General features: G+C 39.1%; 22 protein-coding genes. 8 read left to right on the top strand and 14 right to left on the bottom strand.

All coding sequences use genetic code 11. The annotated features are described in order from the left end of the window. Window positions 1-4: 4 nt before the first annotated feature. Together GM920_RS12410 and GM920_RS12405 are read right to left on the bottom strand one after the other, a co-directional pair. Window positions 5-613: an RNA polymerase sigma factor gene (locus tag GM920_RS12410; RefSeq protein ID WP_182957653.1), complete on the bottom strand. Its 609-nt coding sequence runs from the start codon at window positions 611-613 to the stop codon at window positions 5-7. A gap of 65 nt (window positions 614-678) precedes the next feature. Then, window positions 679-1,806 carry a metallophosphoesterase family protein gene (locus GM920_RS12405; RefSeq protein ID WP_182957651.1) on the bottom strand — a complete coding sequence of 376 codons (1,128 nt, stop codon included), beginning with the start codon at window positions 1,804-1,806 and terminating at the stop codon, window positions 679-681. 212 nt (window positions 1,807-2,018) lie between these two features. Between GM920_RS12405 and GM920_RS12400 the strand changes: the two genes are divergently transcribed. Continuing rightward, window positions 2,019-2,477 carry a GyrI-like domain-containing protein gene (locus GM920_RS12400; protein WP_182957649.1) on the top strand — a complete coding sequence of 153 codons (459 nt, stop codon included), beginning with the start codon at window positions 2,019-2,021 and terminating at the stop codon, window positions 2,475-2,477. A 67-nt stretch (window positions 2,478-2,544) separates the two neighbouring features. Continuing rightward, window positions 2,545-4,587 carry a M13 family metallopeptidase gene (locus tag GM920_RS12395; RefSeq protein WP_182957647.1) on the top strand — a complete coding sequence of 681 codons (2,043 nt, stop codon included), beginning with the start codon at window positions 2,545-2,547 and terminating at the stop codon, window positions 4,585-4,587. Window positions 4,588-4,663: 76 nt separating this feature from the next. Here GM920_RS12395 and GM920_RS12390 read toward each other — a convergent pair whose 3' ends face one another. From GM920_RS12390 to recJ, 4 genes are all read right to left on the bottom strand, one after another. Then, window positions 4,664-5,092 carry a CBS domain-containing protein gene (locus GM920_RS12390; RefSeq protein WP_182957645.1) on the bottom strand — a complete coding sequence of 143 codons (429 nt, stop codon included), beginning with the start codon at window positions 5,090-5,092 and terminating at the stop codon, window positions 4,664-4,666. 71 nt (window positions 5,093-5,163) lie between these two features. Next, window positions 5,164-6,678: a GH3 auxin-responsive promoter family protein gene (locus GM920_RS12385; protein WP_182957643.1), complete on the bottom strand. Its 1,515-nt coding sequence runs from the start codon at window positions 6,676-6,678 to the stop codon at window positions 5,164-5,166. 18 nt (window positions 6,679-6,696) lie between these two features. Continuing rightward, window positions 6,697-7,431: an LPS export ABC transporter ATP-binding protein gene (gene lptB / locus GM920_RS12380; protein ID WP_182957641.1), complete on the bottom strand. Its 735-nt coding sequence runs from the start codon at window positions 7,429-7,431 to the stop codon at window positions 6,697-6,699. Between the two features lie 40 nt (window positions 7,432-7,471). Continuing rightward, complete coding sequence (gene recJ / locus GM920_RS12375; RefSeq protein ID WP_182957639.1) at window positions 7,472-9,172, bottom strand: single-stranded-DNA-specific exonuclease RecJ; 1,701 nt, start codon at window positions 9,170-9,172, stop codon at window positions 7,472-7,474. Between the two features lie 177 nt (window positions 9,173-9,349). Between recJ and GM920_RS12370 the strand changes: the two genes are divergently transcribed. Beyond that, entirely contained in the window at window positions 9,350-10,114 is a 765-nt protein-coding gene (locus GM920_RS12370; RefSeq protein WP_182957637.1) for an MBL fold metallo-hydrolase, read from the top strand. On the opposite strand, the gene GM920_RS12365 is transcribed toward GM920_RS12370, so the two are convergent. From GM920_RS12365 to GM920_RS12345, 5 genes are all read right to left on the bottom strand, one after another. After that, on the bottom strand, window positions 10,101-10,517 hold the full coding sequence (locus GM920_RS12365; RefSeq protein WP_182957635.1) for a response regulator: 417 nt from the start codon (window positions 10,515-10,517) through the stop codon (window positions 10,101-10,103). The two genes, GM920_RS12370 and GM920_RS12365, sit on opposite strands and share 14 nt — an antisense overlap. A 145-nt stretch (window positions 10,518-10,662) precedes the next feature. Further along, on the bottom strand, window positions 10,663-11,253 hold the full coding sequence (locus tag GM920_RS12360) for a YceI family protein (protein WP_182957633.1): 591 nt from the start codon (window positions 11,251-11,253) through the stop codon (window positions 10,663-10,665). Window positions 11,254-11,349: 96 nt separating this feature from the next. Continuing rightward, window positions 11,350-14,229 (bottom strand): aminomethyl-transferring glycine dehydrogenase, encoded by a 2,880-nt coding sequence (gcvP, locus tag GM920_RS12355; RefSeq protein ID WP_182957631.1) that lies wholly within the window; start codon window positions 14,227-14,229, stop codon window positions 11,350-11,352. A 75-nt stretch (window positions 14,230-14,304) separates the two neighbouring features. Continuing rightward, window positions 14,305-14,877 (bottom strand): hypothetical protein, encoded by a 573-nt coding sequence (locus tag GM920_RS12350; protein WP_182957628.1) that lies wholly within the window; start codon window positions 14,875-14,877, stop codon window positions 14,305-14,307. A gap of 12 nt (window positions 14,878-14,889) precedes the next feature. After that, the gene (locus tag GM920_RS12345) at window positions 14,890-15,609 is read right to left on the bottom strand and encodes a pyridoxine 5'-phosphate synthase (RefSeq protein WP_182957625.1); all 720 of its coding nucleotides are present in this window, start codon (window positions 15,607-15,609) and stop codon (window positions 14,890-14,892) included. Window positions 15,610-15,679: 70 nt separating this feature from the next. On the opposite strand from GM920_RS12345, the gene GM920_RS12340 reads away from it, so the two are divergent. Then, window positions 15,680-17,245: a mechanosensitive ion channel family protein gene (locus tag GM920_RS12340; protein WP_182957622.1), complete on the top strand. Its 1,566-nt coding sequence runs from the start codon at window positions 15,680-15,682 to the stop codon at window positions 17,243-17,245. A 143-nt stretch (window positions 17,246-17,388) separates the two neighbouring features. Here the strand turns inward: GM920_RS12340 and ahcY are convergent, their stop codons facing one another. Further along, window positions 17,389-18,705 (bottom strand): adenosylhomocysteinase, encoded by a 1,317-nt coding sequence (ahcY, locus tag GM920_RS12335; RefSeq protein ID WP_182957619.1) that lies wholly within the window; start codon window positions 18,703-18,705, stop codon window positions 17,389-17,391. 249 nt (window positions 18,706-18,954) lie between these two features. Here ahcY and GM920_RS12330 point away from each other — a divergent pair, with 249 nt between their 5' ends. After that, window positions 18,955-20,193: a hypothetical protein gene (locus GM920_RS12330; protein ID WP_182957616.1), complete on the top strand. Its 1,239-nt coding sequence runs from the start codon at window positions 18,955-18,957 to the stop codon at window positions 20,191-20,193. 282 nt (window positions 20,194-20,475) lie between these two features. Here GM920_RS12330 and GM920_RS12325 read toward each other — a convergent pair whose 3' ends face one another. Continuing rightward, complete coding sequence (locus tag GM920_RS12325) at window positions 20,476-21,441, bottom strand: S41 family peptidase (protein WP_182957613.1); 966 nt, start codon at window positions 21,439-21,441, stop codon at window positions 20,476-20,478. A 428-nt stretch (window positions 21,442-21,869) separates the two neighbouring features. On the opposite strand from GM920_RS12325, the gene GM920_RS12320 reads away from it, so the two are divergent. The 3 genes from GM920_RS12320 to GM920_RS23720 are packed head-to-tail and all read left to right on the top strand — an operon-like array spanning window position 21,870 to window position 22,784. Next, window positions 21,870-22,223, top strand: coding sequence for an ISAon1 family transposase N-terminal region protein (locus tag GM920_RS12320; RefSeq protein ID WP_182957610.1), 354 nt, complete (start codon window positions 21,870-21,872; stop codon window positions 22,221-22,223). Continuing rightward, a complete protein-coding gene (locus GM920_RS23725) occupies window positions 22,216-22,470 on the top strand; it encodes a hypothetical protein (protein WP_235964515.1) in 255 nt (84 codons plus the stop codon). The genes GM920_RS12320 and GM920_RS23725 overlap by 8 nt, the downstream gene beginning before the upstream one ends. Window positions 22,471-22,472: 2 nt before the next feature. Beyond that, window positions 22,473-22,784, top strand: coding sequence for a transposase (locus tag GM920_RS23720; protein ID WP_394367961.1), 312 nt, complete (start codon window positions 22,473-22,475; stop codon window positions 22,782-22,784). On the opposite strand, the gene GM920_RS12310 is transcribed toward GM920_RS23720, so the two are convergent. Continuing rightward, window positions 22,759-23,050, bottom strand: a 292-nt coding sequence (locus GM920_RS12310) for a transposase (protein WP_182957608.1), incomplete at its 5' end; no start/stop codon positions are given. The genes GM920_RS23720 and GM920_RS12310 overlap by 26 nt on opposite strands.

The following is a 23,050-nucleotide window of genomic DNA, read 5'->3' as shown; positions in this document are numbered from 1 at the left end:
AGGACTAGTTGGAATGAAAATAATTTGAAGAAGCGAGGATAAAACAGATTACCCCTCCGTTTTTGCGGACATATTCCCTGACAAATTTGCTGGCCTCCACCATGTGATTTTTGACCGTATTTTTGGAGATATTTAGTTTTATAGCGATTTCCTCATGACTGAGTTCTTCAGAACGAACCAGATGATAAATCAGTTTTTTCTGTGCAGGAAGTTGTGCAATTGCCTCCTCATAGACTTTTCGAAGTTCTTTTTCTAGTAAATGGTCCTCAGCCCGGCCCGTGTTGCCCGAAATATGATGGAATACTTCTTCCTGTAAAGCCTTTTCACGAGCCACCTTTTTCAGGTGATTTAGCACATGATTTAACGTAATTTTTTTAATATACCCTGAAAAAGAGAGGTCGGTATTGATTTGTCCGCGTTTTTGCCAAAGCCTGATAAATACTTCCTGAACAATCTCTTCGGCTGTATCTGCGGATTTGCTGAGCTGATAAGCATAGTTATACACCTTATTTCGGTACTGATTGTAGATTTTTACAAATGCAAGCTCATCTCCCTCTTTCAATTTAATGAGTAGTTCCTTGTCTTCCAGTTGCTCCAATCTTTGTATTTCCATGAATATCCCGCCCAATGTTATAAAAAATAAACAAGAAAACAGAAGGGCAGGCAGGCAGTTGAATCTTACCTGCCGGTAAGATCCACCGTGAATTCATCGAATAATCGTGCCTCTTGATCATTATTTCCATGATCTTCAGTGGAAATTGTATAGTATTCTCCCTTGATGGTAAATTTAAAAGGTGTTTTTTCAATGGCAATTCTTAGGAAACCATGTCGGTTATCGCAATAGTTTTCCAGGATCACCTGATCGAATAATTCGTTCTCGGTATGGTAGCTAGGTTCTTCCGGATCAGCTAAAGCATGAAGTTCGTCGAATCCCCCCGCTCCTGCAACTACAAATGGGAGGGTTTTCCCATCGGGATAATGCTTGGTAAAGCGCTGGTAATTGTGAACATGGCCACTGAAAATCACGTCGGGTTTTACACCCGCTGCTGCAAATGAAGCTTCTAAAAACTCAACCATTGGCATACTGGATCCATGGTTTACATCTGCCGAGTATGGGGCATGATGCATACATACAATGATCGCTTTTTCTGGGCTGTATTTTGCAGCATGTTTCAGCTCTTTAATAAACCAATCTTGTTGCTCTTTTTTAATGCAGCCAAACTTAGGTACATTGGTATGCAGACCGATAATCGTGGCTAAAGGGCTTTCCATTGTCCAATACACATTTGGCTGTACCTGACTTTTTCTAGATACTCCTGTTCCAAAATGAAGAGTAGCAGGACAGGTGTTACAAAAGGCGGTATAGAATGCTTCAAGAGGCTCCTGACGTTCTACTGCATTGGGATTTACATCTGTATCGTGGTTTCCTGCAATGGCGTAAATAGGCCCAGGGTAACTTTCATATGGTTTCAAAAACTGATCTTGATATTGATCAGGCTCGCCGAAATGATAAACAATATCTCCTAAATGATATAAAAAAGAAGGGCGCTCTTCCGGGCAAGCGGCTTGTAAATACTGTTGAGCCATTTGGCTGGCGATTTGTTTCTGCAAATCTGGTTGCTTAAATCCGCCGGTATCACCCACCATGTGAAACATCATCTGTGGCTTTCTAGTACCGGATTGTTGCTCCAGATTTAGACGGTAAGGGTAGCTTCCCGATGGTAATGGCAATGGTTGGAAAGTATGACTGTCATCTACCTGATCTTTTTTTAATACTGCTTTATAAAGAATCTTTGTACTGATCATCGTCCTGTGTTTTTGATTTACTATGAAGTTATGGGCTTCATGTTAAGTGAGCATTAAGGACTAAATATTTAACGTAAATTTAAAGGGGAGATCATATCCAGGGCAAGATTTCGATCAATTGTTGACATTATAGTGTTAAACAAAGGGCTGCTGACATAGGGTTGTCATCTCTTCATTTAAATTCGCAGCACAAATCATAAGAAAATTATAAAATGGAAAAGATAACACTAGATCCCTTTTTTGTAGTGGGTATTGCTGTAAGAACCAGTAATGCACCAGGTAAAGCCGCAATTGATATTCCTGAATTATGGATGAGGTTTAGTACTGAAAATATTGCGTCAAAACTTGAAAATAAAGTTGGTGATGAGGTCTATAGCGTTTACACCGATTATGAAGGAGACTATACCCAGCCTTACACCACATTGATCGGATATGCGGTTCGGAACCTAGATCAAATTCCTGTAGGAATGCGAGGCGTAACCATTGCTGCCGGCCCCTATCAAAAACATGTGCTGAAAGGAAATATGAACGAGGGGTTAGTGTTTAATGGCTGGTTAGCCATTTGGAAATCAGGAGTATCCCGTGCGTATACGACTGATTTCGAAGTCTATGGCGGAAAAGCACAGCAGCCTGAAATAGCAGAAGTCGATATCTTTATCGCATTACGCTAATTTCTGGAGCCTGACCGGGGATTCCATATCTTTTGTTAAATTTGATATATACCTATATTATTTTTTTATGATAAATATCAAAAAATCGATTGGAATCCAGGTGGTTGCAGGATCTATGTTGCTGCTCTCAGCTTGTAGTAATTCCGACAAAAGCACTGAATTGCATTCAGGAATTGTACTTAAAAACATGGATACCACAGTGGCTCCAGGAAATAATTTCATGGAATACGTGAATGGAACCTGGATTAAAAACACGAAGATTCCTGCTGATAAATCTTCTTATGGTGCAGGTGCCATTGTGAATGACAAAGCGCAGGAAGATGTCAAGGAAATCATCGAAAATGCAGCTAAAGATAAGTCTGCGGATGGATCTGATCAGCAAAAGATTGGCGATTTCTATGATTCCTACATGAACATGAAAGTTCGTGATTCTATTGGATTAGCACCAATGCAGGCTGAATTCAAAAAGATCGATGGCATTGCCTCCAATAAAGACCTTGCTGCTTATTTCGCTTATGCCAATAAAATTGGAAACTATATCCCTTTTAGTGTAGGTGTTATTGAAGACTTTAAAGATCCTAAAAGATATATGTTGTATACCTGGCAAGGTGGTCTAGGTTTACCAGAAAGAGAGTATTATCTGCTTCAAGATGCTAAATCAAAGGAAATCCGCAGTAAATACGTTGCGCACATTGAAAAGATGTTAACCCTGGCAGGTGTAGCAGATGGGAAAGCAAAAGCAAGTCAAATTATGGCTCTGGAGACTTCAATCGCTGCTAAGCACATGAAAAAAGAGGAAACCAGAAATATGGCGGGTTTATATAATAAATATGCCATTAAAGATTTGAATAAATTGACTCCTGATTTTGATTGGAATACTTTATTGTCAGAAGCTGGGGTTAAAAATCAGGATAGTTTGGTAATTACCCAGGTAGCATACACTAAAGATCTGAATACGATCTTCAAAAATACACCACTGGACACTTGGAAAACGTATTTAAAATGGAGTGCCTTGACAGGAGCCGGTTCTGCTTTGACTACCACTATTGATGAGGAAAATTTTGATTTCTATGCTAAAACACTTTATGGAGTAAAAGAGCAGAAACCAAGATGGCGCCGGGCGGTAGACGTAGTAAACAATAGTCTGGGTGAAATGGTTGGTAAATTATATGTTGAAAAGCATTTCCCACCTGCTGCGAAAGAGCGTATGATGAAACTGGTGGATAACTTGTTGAAATCCTATGAGGCTAGTATTAAAGCACTGGATTGGATGAGTCCGGAGACTAAAAAACAAGCTTTAGTGAAAATCAGTAAGTTCACTCCGAAAATCGGATATCCTGATAAATGGAGAGATTATTCTTCATTGAAAGTGGTTAAACATGACCTTTATGGAAATGAGAAACGTTCAGCTGAGTTCGAATACTACCGTAACCTGAATAAATTGGGTAAACCAGTAGACCGCTCAGAGTGGGGTATGACGCCTCAAACGGTGAATGCTTATTACAACCCGACAATGAATGAAATTGTATTCCCTGCGGCGATCTTACAACCTCCTTTCTTTGATATGAACGCGGAAGATGCAGTAAATTATGGTGGTATTGGTGCGGTAATTGGTCATGAGGTTGGACATGGTTTTGATGATCAGGGAAGTACTTTCGACGGTGATGGCGTGATGCGTAACTGGTGGACTCCAAAGGATAACCAAGAGTTTAAAAAGAGAACTCAGGCTTTGATTGCACAGTATAGTGCATTTAAAGTATTCCCGGACTTAAAAGTAAATGGTGAATTTACCTTGGGAGAGAACATCGGCGATCTAGGTGGTTTAAGCATCGCATTAAAAGCCTATAAAGCGAGCTTGAATGGTAAACCAGCACCGGTAATGGATGGTTTCACAGGAGAGCAAAGGGTCTTTATTGGTTGGGGACAAGTATGGTTGAACAAATCAAACGATGAGTCGCTGAGAAATCAGGTAAGTACAGATCCACATTCACCAGCTCAGTTTAGAGTAAACGGTGTGGTAAGAAATATCCCTGATTGGTATACTGCATTCAAAGTCACTCCTAAAGATTCTTTATATCTGGCTCCGGAAAAACGTGTTAAAATCTGGTAAGCACAAAAAGTTATAGTCTAAAAGAGAAGCCGGTTCTGTATGATCAGAACCGGCTTCTTTATGTATAAAAATTGCTTTAGCTGCTGATGTAATGTTCCAGCTGAGAAATGGTTTGTTTTTGATCTTCAATGATAAATTTTACCACATCCCCAATAGAAACCATGCCTATTAATTCCTGATCCTGAATTACTGGTAAATGCCGGATATGCTTGTCTGTCATGGTTTGCATACAATGATCGAGACTATCTGCTGAAGAGACTGTAATTGGCATAGTAGTCATGACCTCGCTCATCGGGGTATCAATAGATGTTTTCCCTTGAAGAATGATCTTTCGGGCATAGTCCCTTTCCGTAAAAATTCCTAATAATTTGCGACCATCCATAATGAGGAGCGCGCTGATATTTTTTTCCATCATGACCTGGAGCCCATCTAACACCGATATATCGGCGGAAACAGAAAAAATTTCAGATGATTTAGTGCTGAGTAATTGCTTTACGGTTTTCATAACACATTAATAATTAGCTAATTAAATTTAACTAAATAAAAGCTAATTTCCAATAACACCAATCAAAAAAATTATTTATTCATCATGGGCAAAATTTCTTCTACATAGGTACGTTCGTTTGCCAATCGGGGAACTTTATGCTGTCCACCTAATTTTCCTTTTGACTTCAACCAATTGTAAAACGTGTTGTATGGGGCATTGTGAACCTTTGGTCTACGTAGGGCCATATCTTTAAAACGCTTTGCATCGTAGTCTGAATTCACTTCCCTTAGGGTATCATCCAAAATATCTACAAACTTTTCGAAATTATTAGGTTGCTGGTCAAATTCTATGATCCATTCATGGCCTCCAACCTCCTCTCCTTTGAAATAAATAGGGCAGGCAGTATAATCTTTAAAGACGGCGCCTGTTTCGGTACAGGCCTTACAAATGGCTTGCTCTGCATTGTCGATAATCACCTCTTCGCCAAAAGCATTGATGAAATGTTTGGTGCGACCAGTAATTTTTATTCGGTATGGAGACAGGCTGGTAAACTGCACGGTATCCCCAATCATATAGCGCCAAAGCCCACCATTGGTAGAGATGATGATGGCGTAGTTTTTATGGAGTTGAACCTGGTCCAGCGCTAAGGTTTCCGGGTTTTCGGAGTCCAGGTGCTCAATTGGTAGAAACTCGTAATAAATCCCATAATCCAGCATCAGTAGGAGCTCATCGGAATCTACCTCATCTTGAATTCCGAAAAAGCCTTCCGAGGCGTTGTAAGTCTCCAGGTAATACATCTGGTTAGAGGGAATCAATTCTCTGAACTGTTCTCTATAAGGTTTAAAGTTAACGGCACCATGGATGTATAATTCGAGGTTTGGCCATACCTCCAACAGGTTTTTCTTGCCGGTAATTTCTAATACTTTTTTCGCCAGAACGATGGTCCATGTAGGAACGCCTGCGATATTTGTTACATTTTCTTTGATGGTTGCCTCAGCCATCTTTTCCATTTTCTGCTCATAGTTATCCATCAGCGCAATGGAAATGTTTGGCGTTCGGTAGTATTCCGCCCACATGGGTAAGTTTTTAATCAACACTGCAGATAAATCACCGTAAAAAGAGTCTTCGTTGAGTTGATTAATCTGGTGACTACCACCCAGTACCAATCCTTTTCCAGTTAAAATCTGGTTGTCTGGTCGGTTATTACAAAAGATCGATAGCAAGTCTTTTCCACCTTTAAAGTGGCACTCCTGCAAGGATTCTTCGGATACCGGAATGAATTTACTCCGGTCGCTGGTGGTACCGGAAGATTTGGCAAACCACTTAATTTCCGTAGGCCAAAGGATGTTTTGCTCCCCTTTGAGCATCCTTTCTATATATGGTTTTAGGGTGTCATAATTTTGTATCGGAACCCTTTGCTTAAACTGTCTGGGAGAGAGAATAGACCGGTAATCATATTTTGTTCCCCATTCTGTATCTGCAGCACTGGAAATCAGTTTCTGAAACCACTCCTCCTGTACATCATGTGGATATTTCATGAAAAGCTCAATCTGATGGACACGCTTTTTCATATACCAGGTAAAAATCGAATTTACTATAGCCATGTGTGGGGATAATAAGGGTTATAATTTTTTAGTACGGAGCACGAAGTTTGAGCCTAGATATACACGTCTAACCATTTCATTGGCAGCCAGTACTTCTGGTGTTCCGGATTCTAATATTTTACCTTCAAATAGTAAATAGGCCCTGTCGGTGATGGAAAGTGTTTCCTGCACGTTATGGTCAGTAATTAAGATACCTATGTTTTTCTCTTTTAATTTATGGACGATCCCCTGAATTTCCTCTACGGCAATAGGGTCTACCCCTGCAAAAGGCTCATCGAGTAAGATAAAGTTAGGACTTGCAGCCAATGCTCTTGCGATTTCCGTTCTACGACGCTCTCCTCCAGAAAGTAGATCGCCCCGGTTTTTACGCACTTTATGTAAGCTGAATTCATTGATGAGTTCTTCCAGTTTTTCATGACGTTCTTCTTTGCCCATTTTGGTCATCTCCAGGATGGCCATAATGTTATCTTCAACAGATAATTTCCTAAAAACAGAAGCTTCCTGAGCAAGATAACCGATTCCTTTCTGTGCCCTTTTGTACATGGCATCAGAAGTAATGTCTTCATCATCTAAAAAAATAGTGCCTTCATTCGGTTTAATTAAGCCCACAATCATATAGAATGAGGTGGTTTTCCCCGCTCCGTTAGGCCCGAGTAAACCTACAATTTCTCCCTGGCTCACAGAAAATGAAACGTCATTTACAACGGTTCTCTGTTTGTACTTTTTGATTAGATTCTCAGCTCTTAATATCATTTATATCTTAATCTCAATTTTTATATGGTACGAATGATCGCTAATTAATTTTTATTCCTTTGATGTTTAATTGCAAACGCCTCTGGTCTCTCCAAACATTTTCTTCAATCGTATAACAAATGGAGAAGGGTTTGTTTGGTTGTAAAAGGGCTTCATATTCTGCCAGTCCAAATCCAATGCTTTCAAAAATAACTGAATTTTGTTGTTTTATACTCAATTTTAAATGTTTTGTCGCAACAACATGTGGCTTTCCTGCCAAACTCAGTCCATGACTTACAAAAACCGGGGCAGCATTATGTGGACCGAAGGGGGCCATTTGTGAAATAATGCGTTGAAATTTACCGTCAATCTGTGAGAATTGGAGCTCTGTATCAATCTTAATTTTCGGACATAACATATCCTCAGTAATTGTAGAGGATACAATTTGTTCAAATCTATCGGCAAAAACGTCGATATTTTCCGGCTTCATTGTTAAGCCTGCTGCAAACTTATGTCCACCAAATTGAACCAATAAATCCTGGCATCCCAATAGTGCTTCATAAAGGTCAAATCCCGGAACTGACCTTGCAGATCCGGTCAACAAACCATTTGATAAAGTAAGAACGATGGTTGGGCGGAAATATTTTTCCGTTAAGCGGGATGCAACAATTCCAATTACCCCTTTGTTCCAACTTTCATGGTAAACAACGGTTGTTTTTTTCTGTATTAAAATATCACAGTCGCCAATTAGGGCGAGTGCCTCAGCAGTGATGGTATGGTCTGTAGTCTTGCGGTCTGAATTCTGAAGATTAATGTATTCACTCTGTTCTAATGCCAGGTCATCTTCAGTACAAAGCAGCATTTTTACGGCTTGATTGGCATGGTCCATTCTTCCGGCAGCATTGATTCTTGGAGCTAAAGAAAATACCACATCAGTAAGTGTATAGTCTTTGTTTTTTCCGGAGATTTTCATCAAGGCTGCTAGTCCCTTTGAAGGGTTTGTATTTAGCTTAATTAGCCCATGATAGGCCAATATTCGGTTTTCATCTGCTATGGGAACGATGTCTGCACCAATGCTAACCATAACCAGATCCAGGTATTGTTCATATCCTGCTGCGGGTAAATGGTGCTCGATGCTATAAGCTTGAGCAAGTTTAAAACCGATGCCACAACCTGCAAGTTCTTTAAATGGATAGTTGCAATCGAGACGTTTTGGGTCTAGGACAGCTACTGCATTGGGTAATTCATCTCCAGGCAGGTGGTGATCGCAGATGATAAAATCTATGGCTAAGCTATTCGCATAAGCCACTTTATCTACTGATTTAATCCCACAATCCAAGGCAATGATTAGGGTAATCCCTTGCTGCTTGGCATAATCAATCCCTTGTGTAGAGATCCCATAACCTTCTTTATGACGGTCGGGGATATAATATTCTATGTTTTCTGTAAATTGGCTAAAGAAGCTATAGGTGAGCGCCACAGAAGTAGTGCCATCCACATCATAGTCACCATAGATCATGATTTTTTCCCTTTTGCCCAGGGCGAGGTCAATTCTTGCGATTGCCTTTTCCATGTCTTTCATCAGGAAAGGATCATGTAATTTACCCATATCCGGCCGGAAATAATCCTTGGCTTCGTCAAAGGAGGCAATACCTCTTTGAACTAAAACTTCGGCTAAACTCTGATCTATATTTAACTGTTGTGCAAGCAGGTCAATTGTTTCAAAATCACTGTTTACTACCTGCACCCATCTTTTTTCCATTAGTGTCTATTGTCTTTTTGTCGAATTATCGATTATTTGCAGCGAACATTTCTGAATTGCTCAGGCCCGCTGAACGGTTTTGACGCTGGTATGAACCGGATTTCAGCCAGGTTCCCTATCTTTGCAATGAATCGTAAATATATCATTTAATTATTTCTTCTTAAAATAACTACGCCATTGCAAGTATTCACTTTGTTCGAAGGAACCTATTCTGTAGATGCAACTAAAAAGTTTCTGCCATTTAATCCTGCTGTAGATCAGCCGAAAGACCGTCCGGCATCCTTGTTTATCAATGTACAGCCATTTTTAGTAAAAATGGAAGACCAATTAATTTTGTTGGATACAGGATTGGGATATAGTAACGAAAAAGGGGAGTTGATCTTACATGAAAATATTAAGAAGGCAGGTTTTAATCCAGAGGATGTAACGATGGTATTGATGTCTCATTTACATTTTGACCATTCCGGCGGTATGATTCACCATTTAAACGATCAGATGGATTTGAGCTTTCCGAACGCTGTTTATGTAATTCAGCGTGGGGAATGGGAAAATGCTTTTACCAATACATCTTCTTCGTACCACACAGAAATTTTTGAATACCTGCAGCGGAATGCGCAGTTGGTATTTATTGAAGGCTCCGGACAGTTAAGCTCAGAGATCAGCTATGAACTTACGGGGGCGCATACACCTTTTCACCAGACCTTTTTATTGGATGATGGAACGGATAAAGTATTTTTCGGGGGGGATGTTTTACCAGAGCCGGAAGAGTTAATAAGAAAGTTCATTGCTAAATATGACTTTGATGGCAGAAAAGCAATGGAACTTAGGGAGGTCTTCGGTCAGAAAGCTGCGGTAGAAAATTGGAATTGCTTATTCTATCACGGCAAGTCCAAGGCAACCGGATTCGTCAGTTTGACAGATGGGCAGTTTAGGATTCACTAGACTGCTGTTCCACAATTTTAAATAGCTCTGTCAGGCGTTCAATGGAAAGTGGTTTAGAAATAAACCCTTTCACAGTCTGATAGGTTTTTGCCTTTTCTATGTCATTCTCGTACACGGAAGAGGAAAGCATATACATATCTATTTTCTGATTGATATTTAGCTGTCCGTAAGCATCTAGGAATTCCCATCCATTCAGGACAGGCATGTTGATATCAATTAAGATTAGTTCAGGTAGGTTTTCCTGTAAAGAGAGCGTCATGGTGATATAATCAATCGCCATTTGGCCATTTGTTTTGGCTACCATTTCGACATTGTACCCCGTTTTCTCTACTATTTTCTTTATAATGAAGATATTAATGTCATCATCATCAATGACAAGTAGCTTAATTTTTGAGGTCATCATAAAGTTCAAAGGGTAACTGTGAAAATTGTTGTGTGTAATGTATAAAGTTATGAATTATGTAGCTATGGTAGAAATGGTATCTGTTATGTTACAAAAAAAAGGCCACTATACGATAATGGCCTTTTTTTTAATGAAATAAATCGAATTATTTTTTTGCTACCAGTTTAACGGAAAGCTCAAACTCATCATTGATCATCTTGTTTCCAATTTCAGGGAAAATACTTTTCGATCTGAACTTGATGTCATATTTAGTTCTGTCCACAATAACTTTGTCTGCAGTAGCAGTTACAGATCCATCTGCATTCCACGCTAAAGTAGCAGGGAAGCTGATTGGGTTAGTAATACCTTTGATGGTCAAATCACCTGTAACGGTTGCAGCAGCATCGGTTCCAGTTATTTTTTTAACTACAAAAGTTGCTGTAGGAAATTTTTCTGTGCCAAAGAAATCTTCTGATTTCAAGTGGTTTTCTAAGTTGGCACTTTTGTCAGCATCTTTAATACTGTTCATGTCCATCACGAAGTTACCGCCAGTTAATTTCTTTCCATTGAATGCTAAAGTACCTGATTGTAAATTAATCGTTCCATTATGGCTACCTGTAAGTTTTTTTCCTATCCAGGTGACCGAAGATTTTGAAGCGTCTACTTTATAGGTATCAACTTTAAATACCGGAGCAACAAATGCTGAACTAACGATCACTACAAAAAGTAGTGCTAATGAGGTGAATTTTGATTTCATATTCTTGTTTAATGGTTTAGGTACAGGTCAGTATAGACCTTTTAATACATTTAAGATCTAAATATATTAAAAGGTTTAACTGAACAGGTAAATTTTTTAAACAGTTTCTTCTTCCATGTAACTTTCAATCGGTGGACAAGCACAAACTAATGACCTATCACCAAACGAATCGTTCACTCTACCTACTGAAGGCCAGAATTTGAAAGCAGCAACATAAGGAAGTGGGAAGGCAGCAGTTTGTCTGCTGTATCCATGGTTCCATTCGTCAGCAGTTACAATAGTAGCAGTATGTGGTGCATTTTTCAATGGGTTATCAGTTTTATCTAAATCACCATTTTCTACTGCAGTCACCTCTTTTCTAATCGCAATTAAAGCATCACAGAATCTGTCTAATTCATGTTTAGGCTCACTTTCTGTCGGCTCAACCATTAGCGTTCCTGCTACTGGGAAAGATACTGTTGGTGCGTGGAAACCATAATCCATTAAACGTTTTGCAATGTCAACTACCTCGATACCGAAGTTTTTGAAACCTCTACAGTCCAGGATCATTTCGTGTGCACAACGACCGTTTGCACCAGAGTACAATACTGGGTAATGTGTTTCTAAACGCGCTTTCATGTAGTTGGCGTTAAGAATTGCATTTTTCGTTGCATTCATCAATCCGTCGCCACCCATCATTGCGATATAGGCATGAGAGATAACTAAGATTGAAGCAGAACCCCAAGGCGCAGAAGATACAGCTGGGATAGATTTTTCTTTATTGATATCTACTACAGCGTGAGCAGGAAGGTAAGGAACCAAGTGTTTAGCAACACCGATTGGACCCATACCAGGACCACCACCACCGTGAGGGATACAGAAAGTTTTATGTAAGTTTAGGTGACAAACGTCAGCACCGATATTACCTGGGCTGGTTAATCCTACCTGAGCATTCATGTTTGCGCCATCCATGTAAACTTGTCCGCCATTTTCATGGATGATGTTACAGATGTCGATGATACTTTCCTCAAATACACCATGTGTAGAAGGGTAAGTTACCATTAAGCAAGAAAGGTTTTCTTTGTTCTCTTCTGCTTTTAATTTTAAGTCAGCTACGTCAATATTTCCGTTTTCCAGAGATTTAACGATGATGATTTTCATTCCAGCCATTGCTGCAGAAGCCGGATTGGTTCCATGCGCCGATGAAGGAATTAAAGCAACATTACGGTGATGATCACCACGATCCTGGTGGTAAGCTCTGATCACCATTAGCCCTGCATACTCACCTTGAGCGCCAGAGTTTGGTTGTAAGCTCATCGCCGCAAACCCAGTGATTTCACTTAACCATTTGTCAAGCTCATTGAACACGGTATAGTAACCTGCAACCTGATCTGCTGGAGCAAATGGGTGGATTCTACCGAATTCTGGCCAGGTTACCGGAATCATTTCTGTAGTTGCATTCAGTTTCATCGTACATGAACCTAAAGCAATCATAGAGTGACAAAGAGAAAGATCTTTTGCTTCCAGAGATTTGATGTAACGTAACATCTCATGCTCTGAGTGGTGTGAATTAAATAACGGGTGTGTTAAATATTCAGAAGTACGTTGTAATGCAGTTGGAATTACTGTTGCTGGATTTTCCTCAGACATTTCCACGCTATCAGCAGCGATACCTTTTACTTTAGCGAAGATTTTAACCAATAATTTCACATCTTCCAGGTCTGTAGTCTCATCTAAAGAGATGGTCACTACACTACCATTGTAATTTAAGTTGATCTCATTGTCTACACACTCTCTGTGGATAGAATCAACAAGGTTCCCTAAATCTAACTGGATGGTGTCAAAGTAAGATTTATTCAATTGCGTATAACCTGCTTTTTCTAATGATTCAGCTAAGGTTACGGTTAATCCATGTGTACGTTCTGCGATCAGTTTCAATCCTTTTGGACCGTGATAAACTGCGTAGAAACTAGCCATGATTGCTAATAACGCTTGTGCAGTACAGATGTTGGAAGTCGCTTTATCTCTACGGATATGTTGTTCCCTGGTTTGCAAAGCCATACGCAATGCATAGTTGTTGTTGCTGTCAATCGTTACTCCGATGATACGTCCTGGAATAGAGCGTTTGTACTCATCTTTAGTCGCGAAATAAGCAGCATGCGGACCACCAAAGCCCATTGGTACACCAAATCGCTGCGTTGTACCTACTACTACATCAGCACCCCATTCACCTGGAGGCGTCAATAAGGTTAAACTTAAAAGGTCGGCAATTACAGTCACCTTTACATTTACCGTATGTGCAGTTTTAGCGAAACCAGTATAATCGAAAACCTCACCATTACCAGCTGGGTATTGAATAATTGCACCGAAGAATTCTTCATTAAGCGCAACAGTTTGGTGATCACCGATCACTAACTCAATTCCAAAAGGATTGGCACGGGTTTTTAAAATGTCAATAGTTTGTGGGAAGATTAATTCAGAAACGAAGAATTTCGTTGCTTTTGAATTTTTACGCAAGCTGAATTGCATGAACATCGCTTCAGCAGCAGCAGTACCTTCATCCAATAGAGAAGCATTTGCAATTTCCATTCCAGTAAGGTCAATTACTAAAGTTTGGAAATTTAATAAGGCTTGCAAACGACCTTGTGCAATCTCTGCCTGGTAAGGTGTATATTGTGTATACCATCCTGGGTTTTCCATTACGTTACGCAAGATTACTCCTGGCGTAGTCGTGTCATAGTATCCCTGACCGATATAAGACTTAAATACTTTGTTTAAGGAAGCAGTTTTCTTTAAGCTGCTCAGGTAATCCTTTTCAGATTTCGCCTTTGGCAGGTTTAATGGCTGTTTTAATCGGATCGATTGAGGAACCGTTTGTTCTATTAATTCGTCAACAGAACCCAAACCAAGGGTGTCTAACATGGCATTGGTATCCTCTGTATTAGGAGCAATGTGACGATCTTTAAAGTCTTCTTTGTAATGAATATTTAAGCTCATGAAATCTATATATAAAAAGTTCCGCAAAGGTAATAAAAAATACACTTAGCTCTAAGCGGAATTGATCATATATCGCTATTCTCCAACGAGTATCCAGCCGCTATCTTTTTTATACTTTAATTTATAAGATTTAGTGATGTAGTTGCTCGCTGTTCCTTTGTTTTTCAGCCAGATAGCGAAATCATTAGGTTCCTTTTTTAGGGATACCGTGACGCGGGCAACTCTGGAATCTCCTTTGATCATGGTGATCGGTTTTTCGGAATCCATTACATAATCCAAGGCACGCAAGGTGGCCTGTGAAACATTCTGTTTCAAAATGTAAGGTTTACTCTTGTCTGTTAAGGCAATTTTATAAGTGAAAACGCTGTCTTTCGACAAGAATCTCTTCTTTTGATCCTGCAGGGCCAGTGTTACCCAACCCTTTTCCTGCAGGCTTTTGTATTTTTCTAATGCCAACTTATCGTTTTTACTTTTGAACCTGATTTCTCCGACTTCCATCTTTGCCTCTTCATAAACCGGATTGGTTTTCAGATAAGTGGCAATGACGTCTGTTGCTGTGCTTTCGTCTAAATTTTCAGCAGCGCCTTTACAGCCGGTGATCAACAAAATAAACAGTGCGGAAAGGGTAAGGAGGTTCAGCGTTTTCATAAGGACTTTAGGTTAATCTTGTAATTGACGGAGGTACATTTGAATGGTGTTTTCTAATCCAAGGTAAAGGGCGTCGCTGATTAATGCATGACCGATGCTGACTTCCAATAAACCCGGAATATTTGCTGCAAAATATTGAAGGTTTTGTAAGTCTAAATCGTGACCGGCATTGATGCCCAGGCCTAGTGTGTTTGCTGTTTTAGCTGCAGCGATATAAGGTTTGATTGCCTGCTCACGATTTTGATGAAAATGACGGGCATAATCTTCTGTGTACAATTCAATGCGATCTGTACCACTGTTTGCGGCAGCTTTCACCATTTCTTCTACCGGATCTACGAAGATGGAAACGCGGATGCCCTGTGCTTGAAAAAGCTGCACCATTTCTTTTAGGTAGTCTTGATGTTTGATGGTATCCCATCCATGGTTTGAAGTGATTTGTCCTTCAGTATCGGGTACTAAGGTCACCTGTGCAGGTTTATTGGCCAAAACAAGGTCTACAAATTTCTGCTCTTTACAGTTCCCTTCAATGTTAAATTCTGTTGCAATCACTGCTTTTAAGTCGAACACGTCCTGGTAACGGATATGTCTTTCATCTGGACGCGGGTGTACCGTGATGCCCTCTGCTCCAAAGCGCTCACAATCTAACGCTACCTTTACTAAATCCGGATTATTTCCCCCGCGACTGTTTCTTAACGTCGCAATTTTATTGATGTTTACAGATAAATTTGCCATGAGGTAAAAATAGCAGATTATTTCCTTATTTTGTTGTAAGCAATGCCCCTAATTTCTTAAGCCATTTTCCATGAAGTTTCTTTTTACATTTCTATCCCTGTTGAGTTTACAAAGCCTGGTGCATGGGCAGGATGCGAAGGTGGTCTTGAAAGGTTATCCTGTCATTGCACACCAGGATACCTTGTTTTTTATTCAGAATAGGTTAGGCTCACTATCAGCAAAAGAAAGGGCGGAAAGAACTTCTGAAAAAGTAGGTAAACTGGCAGATGACCTGTTGTTTGTGGCTGATTCTGTGAAGGTGGTCAAGGATTCACTGGTGATGGATATTGACTACAAAGGCGATATCCTGATGAGTTTATCTAATTTGGATGGCGATTCGGTGAATATGGAAAAGGAAGTGCTGGCGAAAACCTACCGCCAGATCATTGTAGATAATGTATTGGAATATAAAAAGGAAACTGATGTGGTGGAGCTGTTGAAGCGCGCCGGAATGGGAATCCTTATTTTGTCAGTACTCGGTGCCTGTCTTTTTTACCTGAACAAGTTTTTCAACCGTTTTCGTGGCTGGATCAGCAAAAGACTCCATCAGAAACTGAGTAAGCTTCGGATCAAAGATTATGAACTGATCAACCGTAAAAATGAGCTTTCGCTCATCAATAAGGTATTACATCTGCTAAAATTAGTATTGATGTTTTTGCTGGTTTACCTGACCCTACCATTGGTGTTCCGCCTTTTTCCCTGGACAAAGCCATTGGGAGATCATTTGATGAACTTTGTGCTGAATCCGCTCAAAAACATCTTCTCTTCGCTGATCAATTTTATTCCCAATCTGATTACCATCCTGGTGATTTTCTTCGTTTTTCACTATGTGAAAAAGGTGATTAAATTCTTAGCAGGAGAGATTGAATCTGAGAAGCTGAAGATCAATGGCTTTTATCCTGACTGGGCAAAACCAACCTATAATATTGTAAAAATCATTTTAAACGCCTTTATGGTAGTGGTGATATGGCCGTTTATTCCAGGTTCAAATTCAGAGATTTTTAAGGGGGTGTCTGTGTTTTTAGGGGTGCTGATCTCTTTTGGTTCTTCTTCCGCAATCAGCAATGGGGTAGCGGGAATGGTGATTACCTATATGCGGCCCTTTAAGGCTGGTGACGTAGTGAAAATCGGTGACATCACCGGTACGGTACTCGAAAAATCTTTGTTGGTAACTAGATTAAAGACGATTAAAAATGAAATTATTACGATCCCTAACAGTGCGATTCTGAATGGGAACACGGTAAATTATACGAGCTTATGTGTGGTCGATGGGTTGATTATTCACACCACGCTTACTTTGGGTTATGATATTCCATGGCCTAAAATCCATGACTTGCTGATCAATGCGGCATTGGCAACGGAAGGGGTGATCAAGGAGAAACAACCTTTTGTATTGCAAACAAGTCTGGATGACTGGTACGTTTCTTATCAGCTCAATGCTTATGTGTCCAGACCAGATATTATGGCCGTGATTTATTCCGAGCTGCATAAAAATATCCACATGGCTTTTGACGAGGCAGGAGTGGAGATTATGTCACCGCATTACCAGGCTATTCGAGATGGGAATGCAACTACTTTACAACAAAAAGAAGGATAAGGTAGTTTAGGAGGGTTGTTATGTTTCCGGCTACCGTATTTCGGAGCGCCTGTCTCATAAAAAAAGGGATGTTGTCTTTGAACAACATCCCTTTTATATTTTCAGGATCCAGTAGATTTTTATCCGCTGAATACAGATTTCACTTAGTATCTGTAAGCCTCAGGTTTGAATGGACCTTCTACAGGAACACCAATATAATCTGCCTGGTGCTGATCTAAAACGTCTAATTCTACGCCGATTTTAGCTAAGTGTAAACGTGCTACTTTCTCATCTAAATATTTAGGAAGCACATAAACTTTGTTCTCATAATTAGCAGTGTTAGTCCACAATTCTAATTGAGCTAAAGTTTGGTTAGTGAAAGAGTTTGACATTACAAAACTTGGGTGGCCAGTAGCACAACCTAAGTTTACCAAACGTCCTTCAGCCAATAAGATGATATCTTTACCGTCAATAGTGTATTTATCAACTTGTGGCTTGATCTCAATTTTGGTATCACCATAGTTTGAATTTAACCAAGCTACGTCGATTTCATTGTCAAAGTGACCAATGTTACAAACGATTGCTTTGTCTTTCATTGATTTGAAGTGTTCTGCACGAACGATATCACAGTTACCAGTTGTAGTAACTATAATGTCAGCTTCTTTAACAGCAGTAGCGAATTTCTTCACTTCATAACCTTCCATTGCTGCTTGTAATGCACAGATCGGATCAATTTCAGAAACGATTACACGTACGCCTTGTGAGCTTAATGATTCCGCAGAACCCTTACCCACATCACCGTAACCAGCAACAACAGCTACTTTACCAGCCATCATTACATCAGTTGCACGACGGATCGCATCAACTAATGACTCACGGCAACCGTATTTATTGTCGAATTTAGATTTAGTTACTGAGTCATTAACATTGATCGCAGGTAAATGTAAAGTGCCATTTTTCATGCGCTCATATAAACGGTGAACACCCGTAGTCGTTTCTTCGGAAAGACCTTTGATTGCCGCAATTAGCTCAGGATATTTATCGAAAACCATGTTGGTTAAATCACCACCATCATCTAAGATCATGTTTAATGGCTGACGTTCCGGACCGAAGTGTAAAGTTTGTTCAATACACCAGTCGAAATCTACTTCATTAAGACCTTTCCAAGCGTAAACCTGGATTCCTGCAGCAGCAATCGCAGCAGCAGCATGATCTTGTGTGGAGAAGATGTTACATGATGACCAAGTTACTTCAGCACCAAGTTCTACCAATGTTTCGATCAAAACAGCAGTTTGAATCGTCATGTGTAAACATCCTGCGATGCGTGCACCTTTTAGTGGTTTCGAAGGACCGAATTCTTCGCGTAATGACATTAGTCCAGGCATTTCTGCTTCTGCTAATCCAATTTCTTTACGACCCCATTCCGCCAGTGAAATGTCCTTAACTTTATACGGGACATAAGTTGTCTCTACTGATGACATATTTCTATATTTAAGTGATTAAATGCGAACTTTTACCTTGTTTCTGATAAGTAGACTGTTGTTTTACAGTGATCCTTTTTTAAACAGGCTAATTACGCGACAAAATTACACAATAGTTTGGCCAAATTCAAAGGCTTGAGGTTTAAAGAATTCTATTACTATAATATAACCTTTATATGGCAATAAAGAGGCCAGATTACATCTGGCTTGTAGTAGGGAAGAGTGCTTAATCTTGTTTACAGAGGAGTGATGTCTTGCTTATTTAAAGGGAGATATAATTTCTATATTTACGATTATATTTTACGAATGAATTATATGGTGAACTCGAGGTATTTTCTCCTTTTATTTGTGTTGTCTTTATTTTCCTGTAAGGCTCAGGTTAAAACAGATCTCTCTAAATTGTCCCTTGATGAACCGATTACGGAGCTCATAGATTTCAAGAATAAAAATCTAATTGGCGTAGAAACTGTTGAATATCCTTTTTGCTTATTGATTGAAATAGAAAACGGGTCGAAATTTAGTTTCGATGGCATAGACTTAAAGAACCAGAAAGTATTCTTCCAGATTAATGCTGAAGCACTTAAAACAGATAGTCTTACCAAAGGTGGTGGCGGCCATGTCAGCTTTGAACCCTTTAAAAACAAAGAAAAATTAGACTCAATTCTAACTAGTTATCAGGCAAGTCAAGTGATCTATGGTTTTAGGATAGAAATGAAGGATGAAAATCTGCAAAAGGAGCTGTTAAAGAAAGTTGAAAGCAGATATGGTAAAGGCACTAAAAATACCAACACAGATCATGGGCTTTACTGGAATTTAAAAAAGGAGCATAAATATATCTTTTTTGCGCCTGATTATGACAGGCTTATTGTTTTAAACAATACAAATCTGTCAAAAACCTGCTATTGGGATTTAATGAATGGCATGATCGATTTTGGAGGTTGTGATAAAGAGGGCTATAGTAAAGAGTTAATGAAAAATGCTAAAAAGGTGGCTGAGGTTAAAGAAAAACCTTCGCTAATCATAGATAGTAACTGGAACCCTGATCCGTTGATCTTGGGGGAAACCAATGAAAACGATTTTGTGAAATCAAGGCTGAATAGAAATTTTGAACGCAAATTAATATGGGATGATGCGGATTCGCAAGTTATTTATGAAAATCCTAATAACAACCTTTTTTTGCAGTTTACACTGAAGAATGGTGGTGACGAAAATCAAAAAGTCAATATTTTTGAAGGCTATTATATGGAGGATTTTAAGCGTGTAAACGTTTCGTTCCAAAATGGGATAAAACCTTTTGCTAGAAAAGTCGATGTCATTAAACTTATTGGTAAGGATCAAATTGTAGACTATGATGAAGTTAAATTTTCAAATTATCTAGAAATCAAAAATCCAGACTATCAGATCAGGTTGTTGTTTGCTACTGACAAAGACATCAACAAAGCGTTATTTGAGAAAATTTATGTGACAAAAAAAACTAAGCAGGGATAGGTTACTATGCAAACAAAAAAATCCCGTTTCTTTGTGAGAAACGGGATTTTTTTGTAATCTACCGACTTGTAGATTTGTGCTCCAGAGACTGTGTGCTTTTCAAGAAATTTGCTTGATGACTTGACTAGAATTTCAAAAATTGGTGAAGATTCTTTAGAGTAATTTAATAGAATGTAATTTCGATTAGCAAATTCTAAAATGTCTGCCTATTAATTTAAGTTAGTCATTAACGCTTTACATTTGATTGAAAATACTTTACTGAGTTACCCAAATTTCAGCTATCTACTGTAACAACCATTTTTTCGCTGCTAAGATTACCCCATCACTTTTAGTATTGCTCAAGTCTTTCACATGCACATCGGGTATAATCATATCCTTGTAGGGTTTACCGGTTCGGTCGGCTACAAATTGGACTGCTAGCAGCAATTGCGATCCATTTGATAAAAAATAGGTTTGATTTGCCGTGGTATAACCTGCGGAGGGTTGTCCAAACGTTTTGACATTTGGTAGTCCAAGAAAGGAGATTGCCGTCATTTCTCCACTGCTTCCCGTCATGGAGTCAATAAGAACCGCAATTTTAACTTTGATATTCTCAATTTTATAATTATTGATGGTTGAGGAATTTAATTTTCCATTTTGGCTGATCCACGGTTGTTTTTTATTTGAATTAGGATCCACGAAGTAACCGACCGTTCCATTCTCAATAAGCGCATTTAGCCCCGCAAGCATAGGCCACATATTTCCTCCTGTGTTATGGCGAAGATCCACAATCCACCCTGAAACCTTTTGTCCAGAATCAATTCTTTTTATTTCTGATCGGATCGTATTGGCAAAGGCTTTATCCTTTACGGCGTCAAACGTTAAACATGGGGGAACTTTTACCCATGCAATCCCCTCACCTAGATAGTCGGCTTGAGGAGGAATTGGTAACTGTGTCTCAATAATTTTGGATATGGATTTCTTAGATATAAAAAATGAGTGCTTATCTCCAACTTTCCTTAGTTTTTGAGTAAAAAAATCGAATAAAATTTTAGTATCCGTACTATCATTCCCATTTAATTTCAACGCATCAGATTCTCGGGCAACTTCATTCCAATCAAGGGAGTTGGTAAACATTGAATTCTTTTTAATTATCTTAAAAATCTCCTTTTTCAGTTTAATTACTTCAGCGCTTGCTAAATTTTTATCCTTCTGGCCGTACATAACCAAAGGAGACATGAAAAACAGGAAGAAAATATACTTAATCATTATGTTCAATCAATCTAATTAATAATAAAATCTAATGGTTGCTACAGGGCTTTCATAAGTGTAAACCTATTACTGATCTGCGTCTTTTTATTATGATGTATTTTAACACACAAAGGTTGCAAAGCAATATGAAAAAACACCAATCTTCGTTTTAGGCTTTGTGAAAAGGTTATTATAAACAGTTGAACCAATATATTCCTTGTGCTTAGAGCGCTAACGTAATATTCCCCACAAAAATATTTGGAATATTATATAATTAACAAAATCTCTTATCACCAAAAAGGTAATTTAAGACTTCAAAGCCAAAGGAACAATTCTTTCAGAAGAAGATGCGGAGAAATGTATTGATCTAAGATCAAGCGGAATTCTTGGGGGGAATAAAATAAATTCTTTCTTTTGCATTTGTAAACCAACCGAGAATTTTCATTTTGAGTGACGCTGCAGAAACCCTTATCAGTTTATTATTACCAGAGGGTATCCTTGATTATTTTGAGTTAACCAAAGTAGAGAAAGAAGCTAAGATGCTGAACATCTACCTTGAAGAGAAGAATATAGCCCCGGAAGGCTATGATAAAAAAGATCTTGAATCCAAAGGATTCTTCCCAGAAGTTGGCATTCAGGACTTTCCAATTCGTGGTCAGAAAGTAGCCTTATGCATTAAAAGAAGGCGTTGGACAGTTAAAAATACTGGAGAAATCATCAGCAGGGATTGGGATTTAGTAAGAAAAGGGGCACGAATGACAACGGAATTCGGTCTTTTTTTAAAAGGAATATTTGGATAACCATCCGATTAGCTGTTATCATTTAGGTCATTATTTCCAGGTGGATGGTAAACAGCTGCAAGAACAATACAAAGAGCATATCAGTGATTACAATGCCTGGGATCAGAAAGATCATGCAGACCAGTGGATGCTTTTCACCAAGAATGTTAGCCCGTATTTGAGTATCGACGAAACAGCCATATCCAATGGGAGCTATATACGATCGTCACCAATAAAGGGGCAAAAGGACTTAAAGGCGCTATTGTAGCGATGATCAAAGGCACGGTGGCCGAAGATATTATTGATGTACTGAAGAAAATACCAGAAAGACTTCGTAAAAAGGTCCAGGAAGTTACTATGGATATGGCTGCAAATATGCAATTGGCGATTAAGCGATGTTTTACCAATGCACACAGGGTTATTGACCGGTTTCATGAAAAGCTTGCTTATGATGCCGTACAGGAGTGTAGGATAAAGTACCGTTGGGAAGCTTTGGATACAGAAAATGAAGGGATCAATCCCAAAACTTGTGGAGCACTGATACTTTTTTTCGATTTTATGCATACAACTGGGTTAGCCTGAAAAGGAAGAATTCAATATTTTTTACCCCTCTAAATTGCGATCTGAATGCCTTTATCTTTGCATTAAAAGATTCCGCTGAAGCATTCGTAGATCTACGATCAAAGTAATTTAATATAGTTTGGTAATGGTTCTGTATCGACTTTGTAATGGTATTGAAGGACTTGAAACCTGTTTGCCTTACTTTCTCATGCCATTTGGCCAGATTGGCTAGCGCAAAGACCTTGTCTTTTGTGTTTTCGAATAGCTGACTAAGACCCATACTTAGT

It is taken from the genome of Pedobacter gandavensis (genome assembly GCF_014172405.1).
GTDB classification, from domain to species: domain Bacteria; phylum Bacteroidota; class Bacteroidia; order Sphingobacteriales; family Sphingobacteriaceae; genus Pedobacter; species Pedobacter gandavensis.
This window is presented reverse-complemented; position numbering and strand designations above follow the sequence as displayed.